Raw genomic sequence first — 21,931 nt, forward strand, 5'->3', positions numbered from 1 at the left:
GCCCGGTGGCCTTGACGTTGTAGAGCGGCAGCTGCACGGTGCCGTCCTCGTCGACGACGACCGTCGAGCGGATCGTGCCGGTGACGATCTTCCCGTAGTTGTTCTTCTCGCCCCAGGCGCCGTACGCCTTGTGCACCTCGAGGTCGGGGTCGCTCAGCAGCGGGAAGGTCAGGGCCTGCTCGTGCCGGAACTTCGCGAGCGCGGGCAGCTCGTCCTTCGACACGCCGAGGACCTCGTAGCCGGCCGCCTGCAGCGACGACATGTTGTCCCGGAAGTCGCAGGCCTCCGTCGTGCACCCCGGGGTGGACGCCGCCGGGTAGAAGTACACGATGACCTTCTTGCCGCGGAGGTCGGACAGCGTGTGCTCGGTGCCGTCCTGGTCCGGGAGGGTGAAGTCGGGGGCGGTGTCGCCGGCAGCGAGACGGTCGGTCATGGTGCTCCTGTTCGATCGTGGTGCCCGGTGGTCGTGAGCACCCGGAAGCCATGCTATTGTTGTTTCCCGTTGCAGCACGGTGAAACGGAACGCAGCGAACGCACCTCTAGCTCAATTGGCAGAGCAACTGACTCTTAATCAGTGGGTTCTGGGTTCAAGTCCCAGGGGGTGCACCAGCAAGGCCCCGGTCCGAACGGACCGGGGCCTTCGTCGTTCCCGGAGTCGGACGACCGGGAACGGCGACACGCCCGAGTGGTGGCCCGGACCCGAATTCAGTCGCTGCGGACGTCGACGATCCGCTCCTCGCCGAACACCGGGTCGACGGCTCCCGCCGACACCGCCGCGAGGTCCGCTCGGAGGTGCTCCCGTTCGGCAGCCGGCACCCACAGCTCGAACGCAGCGACGGCCCCGTACGCCGGGTCGCCGAGGACCGCGTCGTGGTGCCGGACCCACTCGCGGAGCACGTTGTCGATCCGCCCGGCCTCGGCGTGCGGGACCGCGACCGTCGCGCGGGTCAACGACCGTCGCGGCACGACGGTCGCTCGATCGAGGGCCTCCGACACCGAGGTCGAGTAGGCACGGACGAGTCCGCCCGCCCCGAGTTTCACCCCGCCGAAGTACCGCGTGACGACGGCGACGAGGTCGGTGAGGCCTCGCCGACGGAGGACCTCGAGCATCGGGACCCCGGCGGTGCCGCCCGGTTCGCCGTCGTCGGAGGAGCGCGCCTGGTCCCCGAGGACACCGGTCACCATCGCCGTGCAGTGGTGGCGCGCGTCCCAGTGCCGCTTCCGGACCTCCGCGATCACCCGGTCGGCGTCGGCGACGTCCGCGACGGGTGCGACGACGGTGATGAAGCGCGACCTCGTGACGACGACCTCGTGCTCGACCGGGGCGGCGATCGTGGAGGGGAGGGGCGCGCTCACCGGATCGAGGCTACCGGCGCTAGCATGACCTGCACTGCTGACGACCGGGGAGGAGCCGGATCGACATGGACCGCGTCGTCGACGACCGCGGAGGCGCGCTGGACGCCCCGGAGCTCGCCCGACGGCTCAGCCTGCTGCTCGACTTCGAGGAGGCGCAGCGCGGTTCCCCCGTGCCGTTCGCCGCGGTGGAGGAGTACGTCGCGGCCCACGGAGGCTCGCTCTCACGGGCGAAGTGGACGTACATGCTCTCGGGAGACGGCCGGCGCAACCGCGACTCCGGTCTGCTCCGCCTGCTCGCCGGGTTCTTCGAGGTCGACGAGCGGTTCCTGCTCGAGGACAGCGCGGTCCCGGAGCGGATCAGCGCGCAGCTCGCCCTCGTGCGCTCGCTCCGGACGGCGCGGGTGAGCGGCTTCGCGGCCCGGACCTTCCCGGGGGAGCTCTCGGCCGACGCGCTGCGGCGGATCGCCGAGGTGCTCGAGGAGGAGTCGCAGCGCGGGAGCGTCGCGTGAGCGCCGACCTCGTCGAGGCGTTCTGGGCACGGGCGGCGGCCGAGGGCTGGTCGGACGTCGACGACGCCGTCGCCGCGGCAGCCGCGATCGTGGGCAAGCCGATCGTCGTCCGTGAGGAGGCGTTCCTCGCGGAGGAACCCGTGTGCGGCTTCGTCGCCACGCTCGAGCACCGGCACCTCGTGATGATCTCGCCGACGCCGTCGCCGACCTTCCGGTCGTTCGTCATCGGGCACGAGCTCGGGCACGTGCTCCATCGACACCAGGAGGCCCAGGCGCAGTCGGCGTACATCCGCGACGTGATCCCGGACCTGCCGGAGTACAAGGTGGAGCGGGCGATGGCCCGCGGCCTGTTCGACAACGCGTTCGAACGGGAGGCCGAGCTGTTCGCCGACCGGCTGGCGCAGGTCATCCGTGCCGCCCGGACCCGTCCGAGCGACTTCCGCGGGGTCTTCGGATGAGCCCCGACCGCCACCCGGTGGTGCCGCGGTGATCCTGGCCGTCGCCCAGGCGCTCCTGCTCGTCGTCGGCACCGTCGTGTTGTTCGTCCTCCAGCGGGGCCAGGACCGCACCCTCGCCGTGACCTTCCTGCTCTTCGCGGCGACGATCGTGACGAACGTCGACCCGCTCTACCGGTGGGTCGATCCGCTGTTCGGCGGGTTCAACCTCGTCACGGTGGTGAGCGACTGCCTCATGGTCGCGGGGACGAGCACCCTGCTGTGGGGCGTCGCGAAGGCCGTCGGCTTCGGTGGGCGCTGGCTGCGCAACGCGATCGTCGTGGTGTTCGGGGTGGTCCTCGTCGTCGTCGTGACCGCCTTCACCGTGCTCGAGAAGCCGCCGACCACGACGACGTTCATGCTCGATGCCGGGGCGCACCCGGCTGCCGTGGTCTACTCGGTGTCGCAGACGGTGTACCTCGGCGTGGCACTCGGCGCGACCGGGTCCATCTGTCTCCTCCGCCTCGGCGAGGCCCGCGGGGTGGTCGACCGGATCGGCCTCTGGGCGCTCGTGCTCGGCGGCGTGCTCGGTGTGGTCCGCATGGTCGTGGTCGTCGTGATGGACGTCGCGCACCTGGTCGGGGACCTCGCCGTGACCCGGGCGCTCGCGCTGCCGTACGACGTCACGACGCCGGGCGCTGTGCTGTGCGTCGCGTCGGGGATGCTCCTGCTCGTCATCGGCCACCAGGTGTGGCGTGCCCGTCGGACGGGGACGGTGGAGCGGGCGATCCGGAGCCTGCAACCGCTCCACGACCGGATCGGGACGGACAACGCGTACCCGGCGACCTCCGACCCGGAGACCCGCCTGAGCCGCACGATCGTCGAGATCAACGACGGGGCACGCGCCAGCCGGACGGTGCTGACGCCGGAGGAACGCGCGGTCCTCGCCGCGGCCGAGGGGGCGCTCGACCCAGCCTGAGGTCGACGGTCGCCGAGCCGCCGTGTAGGGTCTGTAGCAATTGCTACAGACCGGTGGGTCTCGACCGCGTTGGGGGCGGCCGAGCCCCGCCGGTCGGCACGGCTCCAGCTCGCACGTCGGCAGCGGTCGTTACGATCGGCTCGTGCTCGTCTTCGCCGCCCTCGTCCTGTTCATCGGCGCCGTGTTCAACGTCGTCGCCTGGCCGCGCTTCTTCCAGCGCGTCGCGAAGGACCCGCGGGCGCGGGACGCCGCAGGCCGGCCGACGACGTTCTGGCGGGTGCACTTCGTCCTCGTCGTCACCGCGCTCGTGATCGCGGTCGCGTCGGTCGTGGCGGGCATCCTCGTCTTGATCTGACCGGCGGCCGCGCAGCGGACGCATGCAAGCCGCCCGTCGCATCGCGCGCGCGCAGTGGATGCCCGCACGCCCGCCGTCGCGTCGTGCTCACGCAGCGGCCAGGAGGCCCGTGGCGGCGCCGCCACGGGCCTCCCAGCCGCCCTCGTGACGGGTTCGGCGACGCGAGCCGGCAGCTCGACGACGCTGCCGCGGTGAAGGGGCGGAGCGACTGAGCGCCGTCCCTCCACGACACGACCGTCGTCGCACGACGACGGCGTCGTCGTTCCGCGTCGACGTCCGAACGGCGGACGTCAGTCCGTCAGGGGCGGCCCGAGCACCCGTCGGAGCGCGTGGTCGGCGACGCGTTCGTCCGTGGTGTCGAGCAGCACCCGGAACGTGTCGTCGTCGGTGACGAACTCGACGCACACCGCGTCGAAGTCACACGGCTCGATGCGCCACCCCCGCACCGACGCCATCGGGACCTCGGTGCGACCGGGCCGCTCGTAGCTGGTCTCGGCGGTGACCCGGTCGTGGAAGACACGCACGCGGCCGAAGGTGCCGCGCCAGGTCAGCTGCAGGTCGAGCGAGGGGATGAGCGACGGGTCCGGCACCCGCCGATGCTATCGGCGGAAGCCGGACCCGTCACGGTCGTCCGGAGGACGTGTCACTTCCCGGACTGGTCGCCCGTCCCGTCGCGACGCACCTGGTTCGCGGGATCGCGTCCGGTGATCGGGTACGGACCCGTGACGCCCTCACGGAGCGCGGCGATGCGGAGGATGCGGTCGCGCTGCAGGAACCAGCCGACGACGAGCAACGGGATGATGATCACGAGCGACGCGATCGTGAACGTGCCGACGGGCCAGTCGATGGCCATGAGCACGACCACCGAGGCGAGGAACGCCAGGGTCAGCCACGCCGTGACCGGGGCGCCGGGCAGGCGGAAGGTCGGTTCCTTCGCGAGGCCCTGCTTCGCCCAGCTCCGCAACTTCATCTGGCAGAGGATGATCGTGCCCCACGCCGTGATGATGCCGAGGCTCGCCACGTTGAGGGCGATCTCGAACGCTTGCTTCGGCACGAAGTAGTTGAGCACGACGCCGACGACGGTGAACCCCGCGGTGAGCAGGATGCCCGCGTAGGGGACGCCGCCGCGCGACATCTTCGTGGTCCACTTCGGCGCGGAGCCGTTCATGCCCATCGAGTGCAGCGCGCGGCCGGTCGAGTACAGGCCGGCGTTCAGCGACGACAGCGCCGCCGTGAGCACGACGAAGTTCATGATCGACCCGACGATGCTCCCGACCTGCGGGTTGCCGATCGACGAGAAGAACGTCACGAACGGGCTCTCGCCATCCTTGTAGGACGTGTACGGCAGCAGGAGCGACAGCAGCACGACCGAGCCGACGTAGAACACCGCGATGCGGAACACGACGGAGTTGATGGCGCGCGGGATGACCTTCTCGGTGTCCTGCGTCTCGCCCGAGGCCGTCCCGACCAGCTCGATCGCCGCGTACGCGAACACGACGCCCTGGATCACGAGCACCGCGGGCAACAGGCCGTTCGGGAACACGCCGTCGTTGTTCTGCAGGATCGAGAAGCCGGTCTGCACCGCCTGCCCGCCCGCCTCGACGGGGAAGGCGAAGACGAGCCACACCAGGGCGACCACGAGGAACGCGACGAGGGCGGCGACCTTGATGAGCGCGAACCAGAACTCGAGCTCGCCGAAGACCTTGACCGCGACGAGGTTGGCCGCGAGGACGACGACGAGCGCGATGAGCGCCATGAGCCACTGCGGCGCGGAGGTGAACGGCTTCCAGTACTGCATGTAGAGCGCGACCGCGGTGGTGTCCACGATCGAGGTCATCGCCCAGTTCAGGAAGTACATCCACCCGGCGGCGTACGCGAACTTCTCGCCGTAGAACTCGCGGGCGTACGAGATGAACGACCCCGAGGACGGGCGGTGCAGCACGAGCTCGCCGAGGGCACGGAGGATGAAGAACGCGAAGATCCCGGCCACCAGGTAGGTGATGGCGAGCGCGGGGCCCGCGGAGTTGAGCCGTCCACCGGCACCGAGGAAGAGGCCGGTGCCGATCGCCCCGCCGATCGCGATCATCTGCAGTTGCCGGGGCTTCAGACCGTGCTGGTAGCCCTCCTGCTCGTGCGAGAAGTCCTGCGCGGGGGCGCGACGGGCTCCCGTGTCGTTCTGCGCTGTCATGCGCGACACGCTACAGGTGCGAGCGACCCGGGGTGGCCCACAACCCGCGGCGACACCCGGAGCAGACCGGCCGTCGCCGTCCCGTCCGGCTGGACCACACCGCTCCTCGACTTGGTTGCATGGGGGGATGGACATCCTCCTCCGACTCCTCGTCGCGGTCGGGTTCGCCCTGCTGGTCACGGCCGTCGCCGCGCTCGTCACCCACCTCGTGTTCCGCTCCCTCGCCCGCCGGGAGCGATGGGCGTCCGTGCTCTCGCGTCGGACGAAGCACCCGTTCCGGACCGTGCTCCTGATCGCCCTGCTCTGGACGGCCTTCGCCGCCAGCGTCCCGGACACCCGCACGTACCCGTGGCGTGACGAGGTCTCGCACGTGTTCCTCATCGCCGTGATCGGCACCGGCTGCTGGCTCGCGTGCGAGGTCGCGATCTTCCTCGAGTCCCTCGGCCTCCACCGCTACCGGACGGACGTTCCCGACAACCGCGTCGCCCGCCGCGTCAAGACGCAGGTGCTCGTGCTGCGCCGCCTCACCGTGGCGGTGCTCGTCATCATCGCCGTCGGGGCGATCCTGCTGACCTTCCCCGGGGTCGAGGCTGCAGGCGCGAGCGTCCTCGCGTCCGCGGGGCTCATCTCCGTGATCGCCGGGCTCGCGGCGCAGTCGACGCTCGGCAACGTGTTCGCCGGCATGCAGCTCGCCTTCTCCGGGTCCATCCGGGTCGACGACGTCGTGGTGGTCGAGCAGCAGTGGGGGAGGATCGAGGAGATCACCCTGACCTACGTCGTCGTGCACCTCTGGGACGACCGCCGCTTCGTGCTCCCGTCGACGTACTTCACGAGCACCCCGTTCGAGAACTGGACCCGGACGAACAGCGAACTGCTCGGTGCCGTCGAGTTCGACCTCGACTGGCGGGTCCGGCCCGGCGACATGCGGGCCGAGCTCGAACGGATCCTCGAGCGGACCGAGCTCTGGGACCGGCGGGTCCAGGTGCTCCAGGTCACCGACGCCGTCCAGGGGTTCGTGCACGTCCGCGTGCTCGTCACGGCGCACGACGCCCCGTCGCTGTTCGACCTGCGCTGCTACGTCCGCGAGGAGCTCGTCGCCTGGATCCAGCGCACGCACCCGGACGCGCAGCCCGTGCAGCGCGTGCTCATGGTCGAGGACGTCGCCGCGCCGCGGCGACGCGGTGCGTCGACCGCCGCCTCGTCGGCGCTCTTCGGTGGCGACCACGACGAGCGCGCCGCGATGTTCACCGGGCCGATCAGCACGTCCGACGTCCGGGCGTCGGACGTGCCCCCGCCGCACTGACCCCACCGGAACCAGGTTCCGCTGGGAGGACGCACCCCACGGACGGACGGGAGGCACGTGGCGGACCCGCCACGTGCCTCCCGTCCGTCCTGTGGTCGCGTCGCGACCCGTCGGGGCGCCGCTCTACGGCTGACGCGCCTTCACGGCGCGGTCGTCCTCGACCACCGTGCCGATCGCGACGATGGTCGTCGCGAGCCACGCCACCCACGTGAGCGCGAGGCGCCAGTCGCGCGGACCCTGGCGGGTGGTCTGCACCACGCTGTAGCCGCTGATGATCGAGCTCCACACGGCACCGCTGAACATGAACTTCCGCACGGGTTCCTCCTCTGGTCGTCCCGTCAACGCTACCGGCCGCTACATTGGAGCGCCGCCGGTCACCCCTGGGCCGGCGTGCTCGTGAGGAGTCAGCGTGCGTCAGGCCGTCATCGGCGGAGTCCTGCTCGTGGTCGGTGCCGTGTGCGTCGCCCTCGGGCTCCTTCCACTGTCCGACCTCGCCGAACTGGCTGACCGCGTCGTGCCGGTGCTCGGCTTCGTGCTCGGTCTCACGATCGTGGCCGAGCTCGCCGCGGACGCCGGGGTCTTCGACCGCCTCGCCGACCTCGCCGCCCGCGTCGGCGGCGGTCGGACGATCGGCCTCTGGGCCGCGGTCGTCGTGCTCGCGGTGGTCTGCACGGTGTTCCTGTCGATCGACACGACGGCGGTGCTCCTCACACCGATCGTGATCACGCTCGCCCGACGCGTGGGCCTGCCGCCCATGCCGTTCGCGCTCACCACCGTGTGGTTGGCGAACACCGCGTCGCTCCTGCTGCCGGTGTCGAACCTCACGAACCTGCTCGCCGTCGACCGCATCGGGCTCGACGGACCGATCCCGTTCGCGGGCCTCATGGTGTGGGCGGCGCTCGCCGGCGTGGTGATCCCGTGCGCGGTGCTGCTCGTGGTCTTCCGCGGCAAGCTGTTCGGCCGGTACACGCCGGTGCCGGTCCGTCGGGCATCCGACCCGGTGTTCTTCTGGTCCGCGTCGGCGGTGCTCGTCGCGCTCGTCGTCGCGCTGACCGCGGGGGTGACGGTCTGGATCGCCGCGGTCGTCGCCGCCGTGTTGCTCGTCGTGGTGGCCGCGTTCCGGGCGCCGTCGGAGCTGCGCGTCTCGCGCGTACCGTGGTCGACGCTCGTCTTCGCCGCCGGTCTCTTCGTCGTCGTCGAGACGCTGCACACCACCGGGCTCACGGACCCGATCGTGGACGCCCTGCCCGGCGGTACCGGCACCGGGTCGCTCCTCGCGCTCGGCGGCGCCGGCGCGGTCGCGGCGAACGCGATCGACAACCTGCCGGCGTACCTCGTGCTCGAGCCCGCGGCCGGACACGAGGCGCTCCGGTACGCGGCGCTCCTCGTCGGGGTGAACGCCGGGTGTCTCATCACCCCGTGGGCGTCCCTCGCGACGCTGCTGTGGCACGCGCGGCTCGCGTCCGAGGGCGTCCACCTGTCGTGGGGGCGCTACATGGCCCTCGGGTGCGTCGTCGCACCGCTGACGGTCGTGGCCGGGGTGCTCGCGCTGCGGATCTGACGGGCGTGGCCGGGGTCCTCGCGCTGCGGCTCTGACGGGCGCGGGGCGCGGCTGGCGCCGCAGCGCTAGAGCCAGTCCTTGCTCTTGAAGACGCGGTAGAGCACGAGTGAGGTCGCGACGATCAGGCCCAGCGACAGGAACAGACCGCTCCACTGGCTCATGCCGGGGAACTTCACGTTCTGCCCGAAGAAGCCGGTGATCGCCGTCGGGATCGCGATGATCGCCGCCCAGCCGGTGACCTTCTTCATCACGACGTTCTGGTGGTTCGACGCGATCCCGAGGTTCGTGTCGAGCACGCTGCCGACCGCTTCGCGCAGCTGCTCGACCGAGTCCGCGATCGTCACGAGGTGGTCCTGCACGTCCCGGAAGTACGGCCGGATGCCGTCGACCACGAGCTCCGCGTCGCCGTGCAGGACCGACGTGACGCTGTCCCGGGTCGGCACGACCAGTCGACGGAGCACGCCGAGCTGCTTGCGGAGCAGGAACGATCGGCGCTGGATCTGCCGCTCGCGGCTGCTGCCGTGCTCGAACAGGTCGTCCTCGAGCGCGGTCACCGCGTCGTCGAGGTCCTCCACGACGTCCGAGGCGTGGTCCACGACGGTGTCCAGCAGCGCCCACATCAGCCACGGGACACCGTGGTCGGCGATGTCGGCGTTCGCGTCGAGTCGGTGTTCGACGTCGCGGAGGTCCACGTCGGCGCCGTGGATGGTGACGAGCGCCCGCTTCGTCACGAACGCCTTCACCTCGTGCGTCACGAGGTCGCCGGTGTCGGTCCGGCCGAAGACGTCGTAGACGACGAGGAACAGGCTCTCGCGGTAGCGGTCGAGCTTCGGTCGCTGGCCGCCCTCGAGCGCGTCCTCGACCGCGAGGGCGTGCACACCGAGCTCCTCCTCGAGGTCCGCGAGGTCCTCCGGGCGCGGGTCCGTGTGGTCGACCCAGACGAACGTGTCGGGTTCGGCGACGAGGTCGGAGACGCGCTCGACCGGGAAGTCGCGTTCGACTGCGGTGCCGTTCCGCCACGCCCTCGTCATGACCATCCGCCCAGCGTACGGCGACGGCCGGCCCGGAGGTCCCGGACCGGCCGTCGTCGTGGTGTGCGTGTGCTCAGTACGCGGAGACGAGCTCGCCGTCCTCGACCTTCAAGTAGGTGTCCACGTCGAAGGTGTCGTCCCCCTTCTTGGCGTCGCCGAAGAAGTCCTTGTACGAGTACGCGATCTGCCCGTCCTTCGTGCTCTTCACCTCGACGTAGCCGCTGCCCGACGACTCGACCGTCAGCTCGGGCTTCGACTTCACGGTGTACTGCACGGAGCCCTGGGCGTCGTACGGGCCGTACCAGGGGCAGCCGTCGCCGTACCCGATGTCGGTCTTCTCGGCGCAGCTGTCGATGAGGTCCGAGACGTACTGTTCGGCATCGCGCTCGAGGGCCTTCGTCGCTTCCGGTTGGAAGGACAGGTACGGGGCTGCGGACGCTCCGACCTTCACGGTCTTCGTGCCACCGGTGAAGTACTTCGTCCCGCCGACCTCGACCTCGTAGCTGCCGGGGTAGGCGAGCGACTCGAACGCGCCGTTCTCGATCGCGCCGACCTTCTTCCCGCCGACCGTCACGTCGGCGCCCTCGAGCACGTCGCTCGCCGTGATCGACACGCGGTCGGCGAGTGGCTTCGTGACACGCCACTCGTCCTTGACGAGGAACGAGGTGCCGGTGCGTTCCAGCGTGATGTCGCCAGTGCGGGCCGAGCCACCCTGCTGGTAGCGGACGGTCGCGTACGCGGTGTCGCCCGAGGTGGACACCCGGCCGATGCGGACGTTCGTCGGCCGGTCCGACGCGCTCTTCAGCACGGCGGCGTCGAGCATGGACGCGTTCGACGGCGCCTCGGTCATCCGGGACGCGGCGTCGGCGTCGCCGCGGGCGATGGCCTCGATGTAGCTCCGCGCCGTGGGAGCGGGGCCCCACACGTTCGACCGGAGGACGCCGGTGGTCACGGCACCGGCGACGACGACCACCACGACGACGCCCGCGGCCACGAGGGAGCGGACGAGCACCTTGCGGGCCTTCGGCGACATCGGGGCGGGCGCGGTCGCCTGACCGCCGATGAACGGCTGGGGACCAGCGGCACCGACGCCGGGGGCACCGGGCGCGCCGACGCCGGGCGCCTGGGCCCACACGCCGTCGACGGGTGCCTGCGTGGCGGCGGCGTCGGTGGCCTGCGGGTCCGCGACGGGGGCACCCGGAGCGGCGACCTGCTGCGCGGCGACCTGCTGCGCGGCGGCCTGGTCACCGACCGCGGGAGCCACGGTCGTCGGGGCACCGGATGCCGGGGCCCCGGCTGCCGGGGCGCCCGCGGCGGGGCTCCCGGCCACGGCCCACGCGGGCGCCGGCTGCGGGTCGGTCCCGACGAGCTTCGCCGTGCGCAGGAGCACCCCGCCGCCGAGACGGGGGAGCAGGACCGGCGCGACGTACCGGGCGACGACCTCGATCGCCGCGCCCCAGAGCAGGAACACGACGGGCGTCCACGGCGTGACCCCGACCGAGCCGGAGCCGCCGACGGTGCTCGCCCCGCTGACGCGGTAGGACACCACGAGCGTGCCGAGGACGAGGAGCACGAGGCCGCCGAGCGCCCAGACGACCGGCGTCACGACCCAGTCGAGCGTGCTGCGGGCACGGTCGTTCCGGCGGACGGCGAGCGCCAGGCCGGCGGCGAACGCGGAGACGAGCACGAGCAGCACGACGAGCCAGGTCCACCCACCGGCACCGCCGAACACGGTCGCGGTGCTGTTCACCGGACCGAGGCCGCCGCTGCCGATCCCGCCGAGGAACCCGAGCGCGGTCAGGACGACTCCGGCGTTCCCGACGAGCAGCGGGAGTGCGGCACCCCACGACGGCTGGGCGACGAGCGCGACGACCACGACGACGACGGACACGACCGCGACGAGGACGACGAGCTGCGAGGCGGCGACCCGCACGGTGCCGAGGACCCGGCCGACGAGGACGTTCCCGCGGACGAGCAGCGCCGGACGGGCGAGCAGGGCGGAGAGGGCGCCGATGAGGAAGGAGCCGAGCATGCTGCCGAGCCCGACACCGTGCACGGGCTCGATGGTCGCGCCGTCCACCTCCGGGAAGCGGATCGCCAGGACGAGTCCGGTCAACGTCGTCAGCGCGACGAGCACGAGGCCGCTGACGGCGCTCGTGAGCAGGAGCTGCGGCAGCGCGACCACGCGCGACCGGATCCGGCGGGTCAGCACGACGGCGAGCACGACCTGCGCGGCCAGCACGACCGCCGGGACGACGCCGATCGAGCCGGAGCCGGAGCCGAGGAGACCGATCGACCCCGAGCCGTGGAGCCGACCGAGGTCGGCGAGCACGACGAGCTGCGCGGGCGCGCCGAGGATGACGCTCACGCCGGACAGGAGCGACTGCACGTCGGGGACGCCCGAGCCGCCGCCGATGCCGCTCGACGAACCGAGGTCGGACGACCCGCCGCCGGACCCGCCCGCTGCGGCGACCGCGACGGTGAGGAGGAGCGAGACCACGGCGACGACGTAGGCGGCGACCCAGCCCCCGACCGCGCCGAGCACGGCGGCGAGCCAGTCGCGTCCGGGCACCGCGCGGAGGAGGCGGTCGAAGCCGTCGGACGGCGCCGGAGCCGGCGTCGGGGTCGGCGTGGCAGCGGGCTGCTGCGGCGGCAGCGGAGGAACGGGAGGCTGATCGCTCACGAGCGGTGGTGTCCTTTCCGACCGGGAGGCCGGCACCACCCCTGTGGGCACCTCGTGTCCCCCCGACACGAGGGAGCATCATATCCATCCTGCCGAGGAGCCGTGAATCTGCTGGCGTCCCGCTGGTAACTTCGGCTTCGTCCACGTGCACCACGCCCCGGGTGCACCGAGCCGGTCGAACGGAGACACCACCACCCCATGGCTGCTGACGACACCGATCCCTCCCGCTACGCATTCGTCGTCGCGTCGAACCGCCTCCCGGTGGACCGCGTCGTGGACGAGGACGGCAACGAGGGCTGGCGGCACTCGCCCGGCGGCCTCGTGACCGCGTTGGAACCGGTCATGCGCGCGAACGACGGCGCATGGGTCGGCTGGGTGGGGCAGCCCGAGGTCGAGGTCGCCCCGTTCGACAACGACGGCATCCACATCGTCCCCGTGCCGCTCAGCACGGACGACGTCGAGGAGTACTACGAGGGGTTCAGCAACGACACCCTCTGGCCGCTCTACCACGACGTCATCGAGCACCCGAGCTACCACCGTGACTGGTGGAACGCCTACAAGCGGGTGAACCAGCGTTTCGCCGACCAGATCGCCGGGATCGTCGAGCAGGACGGCGTGGTGTGGGTGCAGGACTACCAGCTGCAGCTCGTGCCGGCCCTGCTCCGTGAACTCCGCCCCGACCTGACGATCGGGTTCTTCAACCACATCCCGTTCCCGCCGGTGGGCATCTACGCCCAGCTGCCGTGGCGCGCGCAGATCCTCGACGGGCTGCTCGGCGCCGACGTCATCGGCTTCCAGCGGCACGACGACGCGAGCGACTTCCTGCGAGCGGTGCGCCACATCAAGGGCTACACGACGAAGGGCTCGACCATCGACGTCCCCGTCGACGACCCGGCCGCGCCGCGGAGCCGCAAGGGCATCACCGTCCGCCACGTCGAGGCGCGGCACTTCCCGATCTCGATCGACGCCGCCGGGTTCGAGGAGATCGCGCACCGTCCCGAGGTGCAGGAGCGCGCCCGCGAGATCCGCGCGAGCCTCGGCAACCCGAAGACGGTCCTGCTCGGCGTCGACCGACTCGACTACACGAAGGGGATCCGCCACCGCATCAAGGCGTTCGGCGAACTCGTCGAGGACGGCAGGGTCGCGGTCGAGGACGCGACACTCATCCAGGTCGCCAGCCCGAGCCGCGAGCGTGTCGACACCTACGCAGCCCTCCGCGACGAGATCGAGCTCACGGTGGGGCGGATCAACGGTGACCTCGGCGTCATCGGGCACCAGCCGATCGCGTACCTCCACCACGGCTACCCGCGCGAGGAGATGGTCGCGCTCTACCTCGCCGCCGACGTCATGCTCGTCACGGCCCTCCGCGACGGCATGAACCTCGTCGCGAAGGAGTACATCGCGACCCGCTTCGACAACGACGGCGTCCTCATCCTCTCCGAGTTCACCGGCGCCGCCGACGAACTGAAGCAGGCCGTGATCGTGAACCCGCACGACATCGGCGCGCTCAAGGACTCGATCCAGCGCGCCATCGAGATGCCGCGTCGCGAACGCTCCACGCGCATGCGCGCGCTCCGCAAGCGCGTCCGCGAGAACGACGTGGCGCGCTGGTCGCGCTCCTTCCTCGAGGCGCTCGACCGGCACGCGCCGAAGGGCTCGCGCCTCGACCCGTCCGCGACGGAGGACGTTCACCGCGAAGCTGAGGACGACGGCATGTCGATCTTCGACCAGGACGCCCAGACCGCACGTGCGGCCGAGGACACCCGGGAGGCCCGTGGTGCCTGACACGGTCACCGATCCGTCCGCCCTGTCGTCGGCCGTCGAGACGCTCGCGGCTGCGCCGCGACTCATCGTCGCCCTCGACTTCGACGGCACGCTCGCCCCGTTCGCGGACGACCCGGCGCAGGTCGGCGCACTGCCCGGCTCCTGGGCGGCCGTCCTGACCCTCCAGCGGGCACGCGACACCGAGGTGGTCCTCGTGTCCGGCCGCTCGCTCGACGGCCTCGCCCGCGTCACCCAGGCCCCCGAGGGCATGGCGCTCGTGGGCTCGCACGGCGTCGAGTGGCGCGTCGACGGACACGACGCGGACGCCCTCACCGACGACGAGTCCGCGCGCGTCCAGCGGCTCGGCGCGGCGATCGACGAGGTGGCGACGCGGTACCCGGGCGTCCGGATCGAGCACAAGCCCGCCGGGGTCGGCGTCCACACCCGTGGGGTCGACGCCGAGACGGCTGCTGCCGCCGACGCCGAGGCCAGCCGGGTCGCCCACGAGGTCGACGACGCCGTGCTCGAGCGCGGCGGCAAGGACATCCTCGAGTTCGCCGTCCGGCACGTCACCAAGGGCGACGCGATCGACCGCTTGCGCGAGCTGCGCGGCGCGGACGCGGTGTTCTTCGCCGGCGACGACGTCACCGACGAGGACGGCTTCCGGGTGCTCCGCGACGGGGACGTCAGCGTGAAGGTGGGGGAGGGCGACACACTCGCCCGGTACCGGGTCGCCGACCCGGCCGCCCTGACCGACGTCCTGAAGCAACTGGCGCGCGCGCGAGCGATGCGCTGACCGCCGCGACCGGCCTGGCCACGCGACCGGCCTGACCACGCGACCGGCCTGGCCGCGCGACCGGCCTGACCGCGCGACCGGCCTGACCACGCGACCGGCCTGATCACGCGACCGGCCTGGCGGGCCCGCACCGTGCCTCCAGGCCGGAGTGCCCGCCCGTCCGCCCAACGGGCCGGATCCCGAGACTCGGCTCCGCGGACACCTTCGCGGCCGACGAACCACGAACGTGTCCGCCCGGCCGAGTCTCGGCACACCGTGGTCGCTCCCGACACCATGCGGATGCATGTTGTTGCTCGGCTGGTATCCCAACTGCGCCTAGACTCACCCCATGCCTGACATCGACGTGAAGCCGCGCAGCCGGGTCGTCACCGACGGGATCGAAGCCACCACCTCGCGTGGGATGCTCCGGGCCGTCGGCATGGGCGACGAGGACTGGGAGAAGCCGCAGATCGGGATCGCGTCCTCCTGGAACGAGATCACCCCCTGCAACCTGTCCCTCGACCGCCTCGCGCAGGGCGCCAAGGAAGGCGTCCACTCCGGCGGCGGGTACCCCCTCCAGTTCGGCACTGTCTCGGTCTCCGACGGCATCTCGATGGGCCACGAGGGCATGCACTTCTCGCTCGTCTCGCGCGAGGTCATCGCCGACAGCGTCGAGACCGTCGTGATGGCAGAGCGCCTCGACGGCACGGTGCTGCTGGCCGGCTGCGACAAGTCCCTGCCCGGGATGCTCATGGCCGCCGCACGCCTCGACCTCGCGAGCGTCTTCCTCTACGCGGGCTCGGTCATGCCGGGCTACGTGAAGCAGGCCGACGGTTCCTTCAAGGAGGTCACGATCATCGACTCCTTCGAGGGCGTCGGTGCGTGCAAGGCCGGCAAGATCACCGAGGCCGAGCTCAAGGAGATCGAGTGCGCGATCGTCCCGGGTGAAGGAGCCTGCGGCGGCATGTACACCGCCAACACGATGGCCTCGGTGGCCGAGGCCCTCGGCATGTCGCTCCCCGGTTCGGCCGCCCCGCCGTCGGCCGACCGTCGCCGCGACTACTACGCGCACCGCTCGGGCGAGGCCGTCGTGAACATGCTCCGCAAGGGCATCACGGCGCGCCAGATCCTGACGAAGGAGGCCTTCGAGAACGCGATCGCCGTCGCGATGGCGCTCGGGGGCTCGACCAACGTCGTGCTCCACCTCCTCGCGATCGCGCACGAGGCCGAGGTCGAGCTCACCCTCGACGACTTCAACCGCATCGGCTCGAAGGTCCCGCACATCGCGGACATGAAGCCGTTCGGCCAGTACGTGATGAACGACGTCGACAAGAACGGCGGCATCCCCGTCGTCATGAAGGCGCTGCTCGACGCCGGGCTGCTGCACGGTGACGTCATGACCGTCACGGGCAAGACCATGGCCGAGAACCTCGCCGAGATCGACCCGCCCGCGGTCGACGGCAAGGTCTTCCGGCCGCTCGACCAGCCGATCCACGCCACCGGTGGCCTGACGATCCTCCAGGGCTCCTTCGCCCCCGAGGGCGCAGTCGTGAAGACCGCCGGGTTCGACGCCGCGGTGTTCGAGGGCCCGGCCCGCGTGTTCGACCGCGAGCGCGCCGCGATGGATGCCCTCACCGAGGGTCGGATCCAGAAGGGCGACGTCGTCGTCATCCGGTACGAGGGCCCGAAGGGCGGTCCGGGGATGCGCGAGATGCTCGCCATCACCGCGGCGATCAAGGGCGCTGGCCTCGGCAAGGATGTACTACTGTTGACGGACGGACGATTCTCAGGCGGCACAACCGGCCTGTGCATCGGCCACATCGCACCGGAAGCGGTGGACGCAGGTCCAGTCGCATTCGTGCGCGATGGCGACCGCATCCGTGTCGACATCGCGGCTCGCTCGCTCGACCTACTGGTCGACGACGCCGAGCTGGAGGCCCGCCGCGAAGGCTGGGCCCCGCTGCCCCCGCGTTACACCCGCGGAGTCCTCGCGAAGTTCGCGAAGCTCGTCCAGTCCGCCGCCAAGGGCGCGGTCACGGGCTAGCGTCGACACCCGCACCACCGCCATCCCTCCAGGCAAGGAACACCTCATGCCCACGGAAGCCACTCCGCTGTCCGCGGCCTCCGGTGCACGCCGGACGCCGGAGGTCCTGACCGGCTCGGGAGCCGTCCTCCGGACGCTCGAGCACCTCGGGATCACCGACGTCTTCGGCCTGCCCGGTGGCGCCATCATCCCCTTCTACGACGAGCTCATGGCGTCCACGACGATCCGCCACGTCCTCGTCCGTCACGAGCAGGGCGCCGGGCACGCCGCCGAGGGCTACGCCTCGGCGTCGGGCAGGGTCGGCGTCGCGATCGCGACGTCCGGCCCCGGCGCGACGAACCTCGTCACCGCCATCGCCGACGCCTACATGGACTCGGTGCCCTTCATCGCCATCACCGGGCAGGTGTTCTCGACCCTGATGGGGACGGACGCCTTCCAGGAGGCCGACATCGTCGGCATCACGATGCCGATCACGAAGCACTCGTTCCTCGTGACCGACCCCGCCGACATCCCGGCGACCCTGGCCGCGGCGTACCAGATCGCGACGACCGGTCGACCGGGCCCGGTGCTCGTCGACATCACGAAGGACGCGCAGCAGAAGTCCGCGCCCTACGTCTGGCCGCCCAAGATCGACCTGCCCGGCTACCGTCCGGTCACCAAGGCACACGGCAAGCAGATCGCGGCCGCCGCGCAGCTGCTCGCCGAGTCCGAGCGTCCGGTGCTCTACGTCGGCGGCGGCGTGGTCCGCTCGGGTGCCACCGCGGAGCTGCGGGCGTTCGCCGAGGCGACCGGCGCCCCGGTCGTCACGACGCTCATGGCCCGCGGCGCGTTCCCGGACTCGCACCCGCAGCACCTCGGCATGCCCGGCATGCACGGCACGGTGCCGGCGGTCCTCGGGCTGCAGGACAGTGACCTCATCGTGGCGCTCGGCGCCCGGTTCGACGACCGGGTGACGGGCAAGGCCGACGAGTTCGCGCCGCACGCCAAGGTCGTGCACGTCGACATCGACCCCGCCGAGATCTCGAAGATCCGCTTCGCCGACGTCCCGATCGTGGGCGACGCGAAAGAGGTGTTGGCCGACCTCCTCGACGCGTGGGGCGGCATCCGCGCCGACGAGCGGGCGAGCACGGCCGCGTGGTGGGAGAAGCTCCGGGAGCTCCAGACGGACTTCCCGCTCGGGTACGCGGAGCCGACCGACGGGCTCCTCGCTCCGCAGGCGATCATCAAGCGCATCGGCGAGCTCACGGGCCCGGAGGGCATCTACGCCTCCGGCGTCGGCCAGCACCAGATGTGGTCCGCACAGTTCATCCAGTACGAGCGGCCGAACGCCTGGCTGAACTCGGGCGGTGCCGGCACGATGGGCTACTCCGTCCCGGCGGCGATGGGCGCGAAGGTCGCTCAGCCGGACCGCGTGGTGTGGGCGATCGACGGCGACGGGTGCTTCCAGATGACCAACCAGGAGCTCGCGACCTGCGTCATCAACGACATCCCGATCAAGGTCGCGGTGATCAACAACTCCTCGCTCGGCATGGTGCGGCAGTGGCAGACGCTGTTCTACGACGGCCGGCACTCCTTCACGGACCTGCAAACCGGTCACGGCACGCGCCGGGTCCCGGACTTCGTCAAGCTCGCCGACGCGTACGGTGCCCTCGGCATCCGCGTCGAGAAGCCGGAGGAGGTCGACGCCGCCATCCAGCTCGCGCTCGAGACCAACGACCGCCCCGTGGTGATCGACTTCGTCGTGAGCCGCGACTCCATGGTGTGGCCGATGGTGCCGCAGGGCGTCAGCAACTCGTCCATCGAGTACGCCCAGGCGCAGGCGCCGACCTGGGACGACGAGGACGCCGACATGACGGGGGAAACCGCATGAGCCACGTCCTCTCACTCCTCGTCGAGGACAAGCCGGGTCTGCTGACGCGCGTCGCCGGCCTGTTCGCCCGACGCGGGTTCAACATCGAGTCGCTCGCGGTGGGCAACACCGAGGTCGAGGGACTGTCCCGCATCACCGTCGTGGTGGACGTCGAGGACCTCCCGCTCGAGCAGGTGACGAAGCAGCTCAACAAGCTCGTCAACGTCATCAAGATCGTCGAGCTCGACTTCTCGCAGTCGGTGCAGCGCGAGCACATGCTCGTCAAGGTCCGGGTCGACAACCAGACCCGCTCGGCCGTGCTCGAGGCGGTGACGCTCTTCCGGGCCCACATCGTCGACGTCGCGACCGACTCGCTCGTCGTCGAGGTCACGGGTGACCCCGGCAAGATCCAGGCGATCCTCCGCGTGCTCGAGCCCTACGGGATCAAGGAACTCGCCCGCGCGGGCCTCCTCGGCATGGGCCGCGGACCGAAGAGCATCACCGACCGCGTGCGCTGACGCGCACCCGACTTCCGGCCGGGAGGCACGTGGCCGGCCCGCCACGCGCCTCCCCGGCCGCACCACCGAACCACCAGACCCAAGGAGACACACCCTCGTGACTGACATCGTGTACGACGCCGACGCCGACCTGACGCTCATCCAGGGCAAGAAGGTCGCCGTCATCGGCTACGGCTCGCAGGGCCACGCCCACGCCCTCAACCTCCGCGACAGCGGCGTCGAGGTGAAGATCGGCCTCAAGGAGGGCTCGAAGAGCCGCCAGAAGGCCGAGGAGGCGGGCTTCGAGGTCCTCACCCCGGCCGACGCGACCGCCTGGGCCGACGTCGTCGTGATCCTCGCGCCCGACCAGGTGCAGCGCATCGTCTACAAGGACGACATCGAGCCGAACCTCAAGCCCGGCGCGACCCTCGTGTTCGGCCACGGCTTCAACATCCGCTACGGCTACATCCAGGCGCCCGAGGGCGTCGACGTGTCGCTCGTCGCCCCGAAGGGCCCCGGGCACACCGTCCGTCGCGAGTACGAGGCCGGCCGTGGCGTGCCGGTGATCGTCGCCGTCGAGGTCGACGCGTCCGGTTCCGCCTGGGACCTCGCGTGGAGCTACTCGAAGGCCATCGGGGGGCTGCGCTCCGGCGGCATCAAGACGACCTTCACCGAGGAGACCGAGACCGACCTCTTCGGCGAGCAGGCCGTCCTCTGCGGTGGCACCTCGCAGCTCATCCAGTACGGCTTCGAGACCCTGACCGAGGCGGGCTACCAGCCGCAGATCGCCTACTTCGAGGTCCTGCACGAGCTCAAGCTCATCGTCGACCTCATCTGGGAGGGCGGCCTCACGAAGCAGCGCTGGTCGATCTCCGACACCGCCGAGTTCGGTGACTACGTCTCCGGCCCGCGCGTGATCTCGCCCGAGGTCAAGGAGAACATGAAGGCCGTCCTCAAGGACATCCAGGACGGGACCTTCGCCAAGCGCTTCATCGAGGACCAGGACGCGGGGGCACCGGAGTTCAAGGCCCTCCGCGCCAAGGGCGAGGGACACCCGATCGAGGCGACGGGCCGCGAGCTCCGCGCGCTGTTCGCGTGGAAGTCGAACGATGCCGACTACGTGGACGGCTCGGCCGCGCGGTAGTCTCCACAACACCACTCGACGACGAGGCGGCGGTGCACCGTGCACCGCCGCCTCTCGATGTGACCCGAACGTTATGCAGCAACTCTTCACCACCCCCGGCGTCGGAGATCGGCGCGCCCGCGGGGCCGTCGTGCCCGATCCGGCCCGCTCCGCGGTCGTTGGCCGACGGCCGTCGTCGACCGTGGCCCGCGCTGGTCAGGACCGTACCGATCGGCATGGGATGATCGTCCGATGGCGGTGACGAGACGAGCGGTCCACATCGGCGCCGGCAAGATCGGGCGCGGCTTCGTGGGCCAGTTCCTCGTGGCGAGCGGGTACGAGCTCACCTTCGTCGACGTCGACGAACGCGTCGTCTCTGCGCTCAACGAGGCCGGCCGTTTCGTGGTCCACGAGGTCGGCGAGATGCCGGTCGAACACCTCGTCTACGGGTTCCGCGCCCTGAACAGCAAGTCCGACCGTGAGCGGGTCGTGCAGGCGATCGCCGAGGCGGACGTCGTCACCACCGCGGTCGGGGCACGTACGCTGCCGCTCGTCGCTCCCGTCATCGCCGAGGGCCTGGCCGCCCGCGGGACCGATCGCGGCGATGTCACCATCGTCGCGTGCGAGAACGCGTTCAACGCGACGGACTCCCTGCACGCGAGCATCCGACGCGCGCCCGTGCTCGAGGACCGCGACGTCGCGGCCGTTTTCGCGAACTGCGCGATCGACCGCATCGTCCCCGACCAGTCCGGCGTCCTCGGGCAGTCGGGCGGTCTCGACGTCGTGCTCGAGCCCTTCTACGAGTGGGTCATCGAGCGGAAGCCGTTCGACGCCTCGGACACCGAACCGCCCGTGATCGACGGCGTCACCTGGGTCGACGACCTCCAGCCCTTCGTCGAGCGCAAGCTCTACACGGTGAACACCGCGCACGCGACGGCCGCCTACCACGGCTACACTCGCGGCATCCGCCTCATCCGCGAGGCCCTCGAGGACCGTGAGGTCCGCGCGGAGGTCGACGGCGTGCTTGCCGAGACCACCGCACTGCTCGTCGCCAAGCACGGCTTCGACCCCGCAGAGCACGCGCGCTACGTCGCCGCCAACCTGTCCCGGATCGCGAACCCGCACCTGCCCGACACCACGTTCCGCGTCGGGCGCAACCCGCTGCGCAAGCTCGGCCGGCGCGAGCGCTTCGTCGGACCCGCGGCCCAGCTCGCCGAGCGCGGGCTCCCCGTCGACCACCTGCTCGGGGCGATCCGGGCGGCCCTGGCGTTCGACGACCAGGACGACCCGGAGTCGATCGAGCTCCACGCCCTGCTGCGCTCCGGCGCCACCGCGCACGCGCTGACCGAGATCCTCACGGGCCTCATGGAGAGCCACCCACTCTTCCCGGCGGTGCGCGACGTCGTCACCGCCGTGCTCGAGACCGAGTCGGCCGACGTCTGACACGGGCACCGTGCCGGCTCGCGGTGCGCGACGTCGT

At 71.1% G+C, this 21,931-nt stretch carries 20 protein-coding genes and 1 tRNA gene; 14 read left to right on the forward strand and 7 right to left on the reverse strand.

What is annotated here, in order from left to right; all coding sequences use genetic code 11:
- Positions 1 to 433: thioredoxin-dependent thiol peroxidase (gene bcp / locus NS184_RS07615; protein WP_058725523.1), on the reverse strand; the 433-nt coding region annotated here is incomplete at its 3' end.
- Positions 434 to 533: 100 nt separating this feature from the next.
- Between bcp and NS184_RS07620 the strand changes: the two genes are divergently transcribed.
- Positions 534 to 609 (forward strand) — tRNA-Lys (locus NS184_RS07620).
- Between the two features lie 96 nt (positions 610 to 705).
- Here the strand turns inward: NS184_RS07620 and NS184_RS07625 are convergent.
- A complete protein-coding gene (locus NS184_RS07625; RefSeq protein WP_058725524.1) occupies positions 706 to 1,356 on the reverse strand; it encodes an IMPACT family protein in 651 nt (216 codons plus the stop codon).
- A gap of 65 nt (positions 1,357 to 1,421) precedes the next feature.
- Between NS184_RS07625 and NS184_RS18285 the strand changes: the two genes are divergently transcribed.
- From NS184_RS18285 to NS184_RS07645, 4 genes are all read left to right on the forward strand, one after another.
- Complete coding sequence (locus NS184_RS18285) at positions 1,422 to 1,865, forward strand: hypothetical protein (protein WP_058725525.1); 444 nt, start codon at positions 1,422 to 1,424, stop codon at positions 1,863 to 1,865.
- Positions 1,862 to 2,323 carry an ImmA/IrrE family metallo-endopeptidase gene (locus NS184_RS18290; RefSeq protein WP_058725526.1) on the forward strand — a complete coding sequence of 154 codons (462 nt, stop codon included), beginning with the start codon at positions 1,862 to 1,864 and terminating at the stop codon, positions 2,321 to 2,323. The genes NS184_RS18285 and NS184_RS18290 overlap by 4 nt, the downstream gene beginning before the upstream one ends.
- Positions 2,324 to 2,351: 28 nt before the next feature.
- Positions 2,352 to 3,278, forward strand: a complete 927-nt coding sequence (locus NS184_RS07640) for a hypothetical protein (RefSeq protein WP_058725527.1) — start codon at positions 2,352 to 2,354, stop codon at positions 3,276 to 3,278.
- Positions 3,279 to 3,420: 142 nt separating this feature from the next.
- Positions 3,421 to 3,633, forward strand: coding sequence for an SCO4848 family membrane protein (locus NS184_RS07645; RefSeq protein ID WP_058725528.1), 213 nt, complete (start codon positions 3,421 to 3,423; stop codon positions 3,631 to 3,633).
- Between the two features lie 290 nt (positions 3,634 to 3,923).
- On the opposite strand, the gene NS184_RS07650 is transcribed toward NS184_RS07645, so the two are convergent.
- Complete coding sequence (locus tag NS184_RS07650; RefSeq protein WP_058725529.1) at positions 3,924 to 4,223, reverse strand: hypothetical protein; 300 nt, start codon at positions 4,221 to 4,223, stop codon at positions 3,924 to 3,926.
- 53 nt (positions 4,224 to 4,276) lie between these two features.
- Entirely contained in the window at positions 4,277 to 5,821 is a 1,545-nt protein-coding gene (locus NS184_RS07655) for an amino acid permease (protein WP_058725530.1), read from the reverse strand.
- A gap of 127 nt (positions 5,822 to 5,948) precedes the next feature.
- Between NS184_RS07655 and NS184_RS07660 the strand changes: the two genes are divergently transcribed.
- Entirely contained in the window at positions 5,949 to 7,124 is a 1,176-nt protein-coding gene (locus NS184_RS07660; protein ID WP_058725531.1) for a mechanosensitive ion channel family protein, read from the forward strand.
- Positions 7,125 to 7,247: 123 nt separating this feature from the next.
- Here NS184_RS07660 and NS184_RS07665 read toward each other — a convergent pair whose 3' ends face one another.
- Complete coding sequence (locus tag NS184_RS07665) at positions 7,248 to 7,439, reverse strand: hypothetical protein (RefSeq protein ID WP_058725532.1); 192 nt, start codon at positions 7,437 to 7,439, stop codon at positions 7,248 to 7,250.
- A gap of 94 nt (positions 7,440 to 7,533) precedes the next feature.
- On the opposite strand from NS184_RS07665, the gene NS184_RS07670 reads away from it, so the two are divergent.
- Positions 7,534 to 8,685: an SLC13 family permease gene (locus NS184_RS07670; RefSeq protein ID WP_058725533.1), complete on the forward strand. Its 1,152-nt coding sequence runs from the start codon at positions 7,534 to 7,536 to the stop codon at positions 8,683 to 8,685.
- Between the two features lie 65 nt (positions 8,686 to 8,750).
- On the opposite strand, the gene NS184_RS07675 is transcribed toward NS184_RS07670, so the two are convergent.
- Both NS184_RS07675 and NS184_RS07680 read right to left on the reverse strand, forming a co-directional pair.
- On the reverse strand, positions 8,751 to 9,722 hold the full coding sequence (locus NS184_RS07675) for a magnesium transporter CorA family protein (RefSeq protein WP_058725534.1): 972 nt from the start codon (positions 9,720 to 9,722) through the stop codon (positions 8,751 to 8,753).
- Positions 9,723 to 9,789: 67 nt separating this feature from the next.
- Complete coding sequence (locus tag NS184_RS07680; RefSeq protein ID WP_058725535.1) at positions 9,790 to 12,399, reverse strand: hypothetical protein; 2,610 nt, start codon at positions 12,397 to 12,399, stop codon at positions 9,790 to 9,792.
- A gap of 198 nt (positions 12,400 to 12,597) precedes the next feature.
- On the opposite strand from NS184_RS07680, the gene otsA reads away from it, so the two are divergent.
- From otsA to NS184_RS07715, 7 genes are all read left to right on the forward strand, one after another.
- Complete coding sequence (otsA, locus tag NS184_RS07685) at positions 12,598 to 14,184, forward strand: alpha,alpha-trehalose-phosphate synthase (UDP-forming) (protein ID WP_058725536.1); 1,587 nt, start codon at positions 12,598 to 12,600, stop codon at positions 14,182 to 14,184.
- Entirely contained in the window at positions 14,177 to 14,959 is a 783-nt protein-coding gene (gene otsB / locus NS184_RS07690; RefSeq protein WP_242862992.1) for a trehalose-phosphatase, read from the forward strand. The genes otsA and otsB overlap by 8 nt, the downstream gene beginning before the upstream one ends.
- 328 nt (positions 14,960 to 15,287) lie before the next feature.
- Positions 15,288 to 16,982, forward strand: coding sequence for a dihydroxy-acid dehydratase (ilvD, locus tag NS184_RS07695; RefSeq protein WP_058725538.1), 1,695 nt, complete (start codon positions 15,288 to 15,290; stop codon positions 16,980 to 16,982).
- A 46-nt stretch (positions 16,983 to 17,028) separates the two neighbouring features.
- Positions 17,029 to 18,852 carry an acetolactate synthase large subunit gene (locus tag NS184_RS07700; RefSeq protein WP_058725539.1) on the forward strand — a complete coding sequence of 608 codons (1,824 nt, stop codon included), beginning with the start codon at positions 17,029 to 17,031 and terminating at the stop codon, positions 18,850 to 18,852.
- The gene (gene ilvN, locus NS184_RS07705) at positions 18,849 to 19,349 is read left to right on the forward strand and encodes an acetolactate synthase small subunit (RefSeq protein WP_058725540.1); all 501 of its coding nucleotides are present in this window, start codon (positions 18,849 to 18,851) and stop codon (positions 19,347 to 19,349) included. Before NS184_RS07700 ends, ilvN begins: the two co-directional genes overlap by 4 nt.
- Positions 19,350 to 19,446: 97 nt before the next feature.
- Positions 19,447 to 20,472, forward strand: a complete 1,026-nt coding sequence (ilvC, locus tag NS184_RS07710) for a ketol-acid reductoisomerase (protein ID WP_058725541.1) — start codon at positions 19,447 to 19,449, stop codon at positions 20,470 to 20,472.
- A 231-nt stretch (positions 20,473 to 20,703) separates the two neighbouring features.
- Positions 20,704 to 21,894, forward strand: coding sequence for a mannitol-1-phosphate 5-dehydrogenase (locus NS184_RS07715; RefSeq protein ID WP_058725542.1), 1,191 nt, complete (start codon positions 20,704 to 20,706; stop codon positions 21,892 to 21,894).
- The last annotated feature ends 37 nt before the right edge of the window (positions 21,895 to 21,931 follow it).

This window comes from Curtobacterium luteum (assembly GCF_001475545.1).
Taxonomy (GTDB): domain Bacteria; phylum Actinomycetota; class Actinomycetes; order Actinomycetales; family Microbacteriaceae; genus Curtobacterium; species Curtobacterium luteum_A.

Bases quoted from the DNA above. Each gene is read 5' to 3' on its own strand.
- NS184_RS18285 (WP_058725525.1), top strand. From the start codon at position 1,422: ATGGACCGCGTCGTCGACGACCGCGGAGGCGCGCTGGACGCCCCGGAG.
- NS184_RS07655 (WP_058725530.1), bottom strand. From the start codon at position 5,821: ATGACAGCGCAGAACGACACGGGAGCCCGTCGCGCCCCCGCGCAGGAC.
- NS184_RS07660 (WP_058725531.1), top strand. From the start codon at position 5,949: ATGGACATCCTCCTCCGACTCCTCGTCGCGGTCGGGTTCGCCCTGCTG.
- NS184_RS07675 (WP_058725534.1), bottom strand. From the start codon at position 9,722: ATGGTCATGACGAGGGCGTGGCGGAACGGCACCGCAGTCGAACGCGAC.
- otsA (WP_058725536.1), top strand. From the start codon at position 12,598: ATGGCTGCTGACGACACCGATCCCTCCCGCTACGCATTCGTCGTCGCG.
- ilvD (WP_058725538.1), top strand. From the start codon at position 15,288: ATGCCTGACATCGACGTGAAGCCGCGCAGCCGGGTCGTCACCGACGGG.
- NS184_RS07700 (WP_058725539.1), top strand. From the start codon at position 17,029: ATGCCCACGGAAGCCACTCCGCTGTCCGCGGCCTCCGGTGCACGCCGG.
- ilvN (WP_058725540.1), top strand. From the start codon at position 18,849: ATGAGCCACGTCCTCTCACTCCTCGTCGAGGACAAGCCGGGTCTGCTG.
- NS184_RS07715 (WP_058725542.1), top strand. From the start codon at position 20,704: ATGGCGGTGACGAGACGAGCGGTCCACATCGGCGCCGGCAAGATCGGG.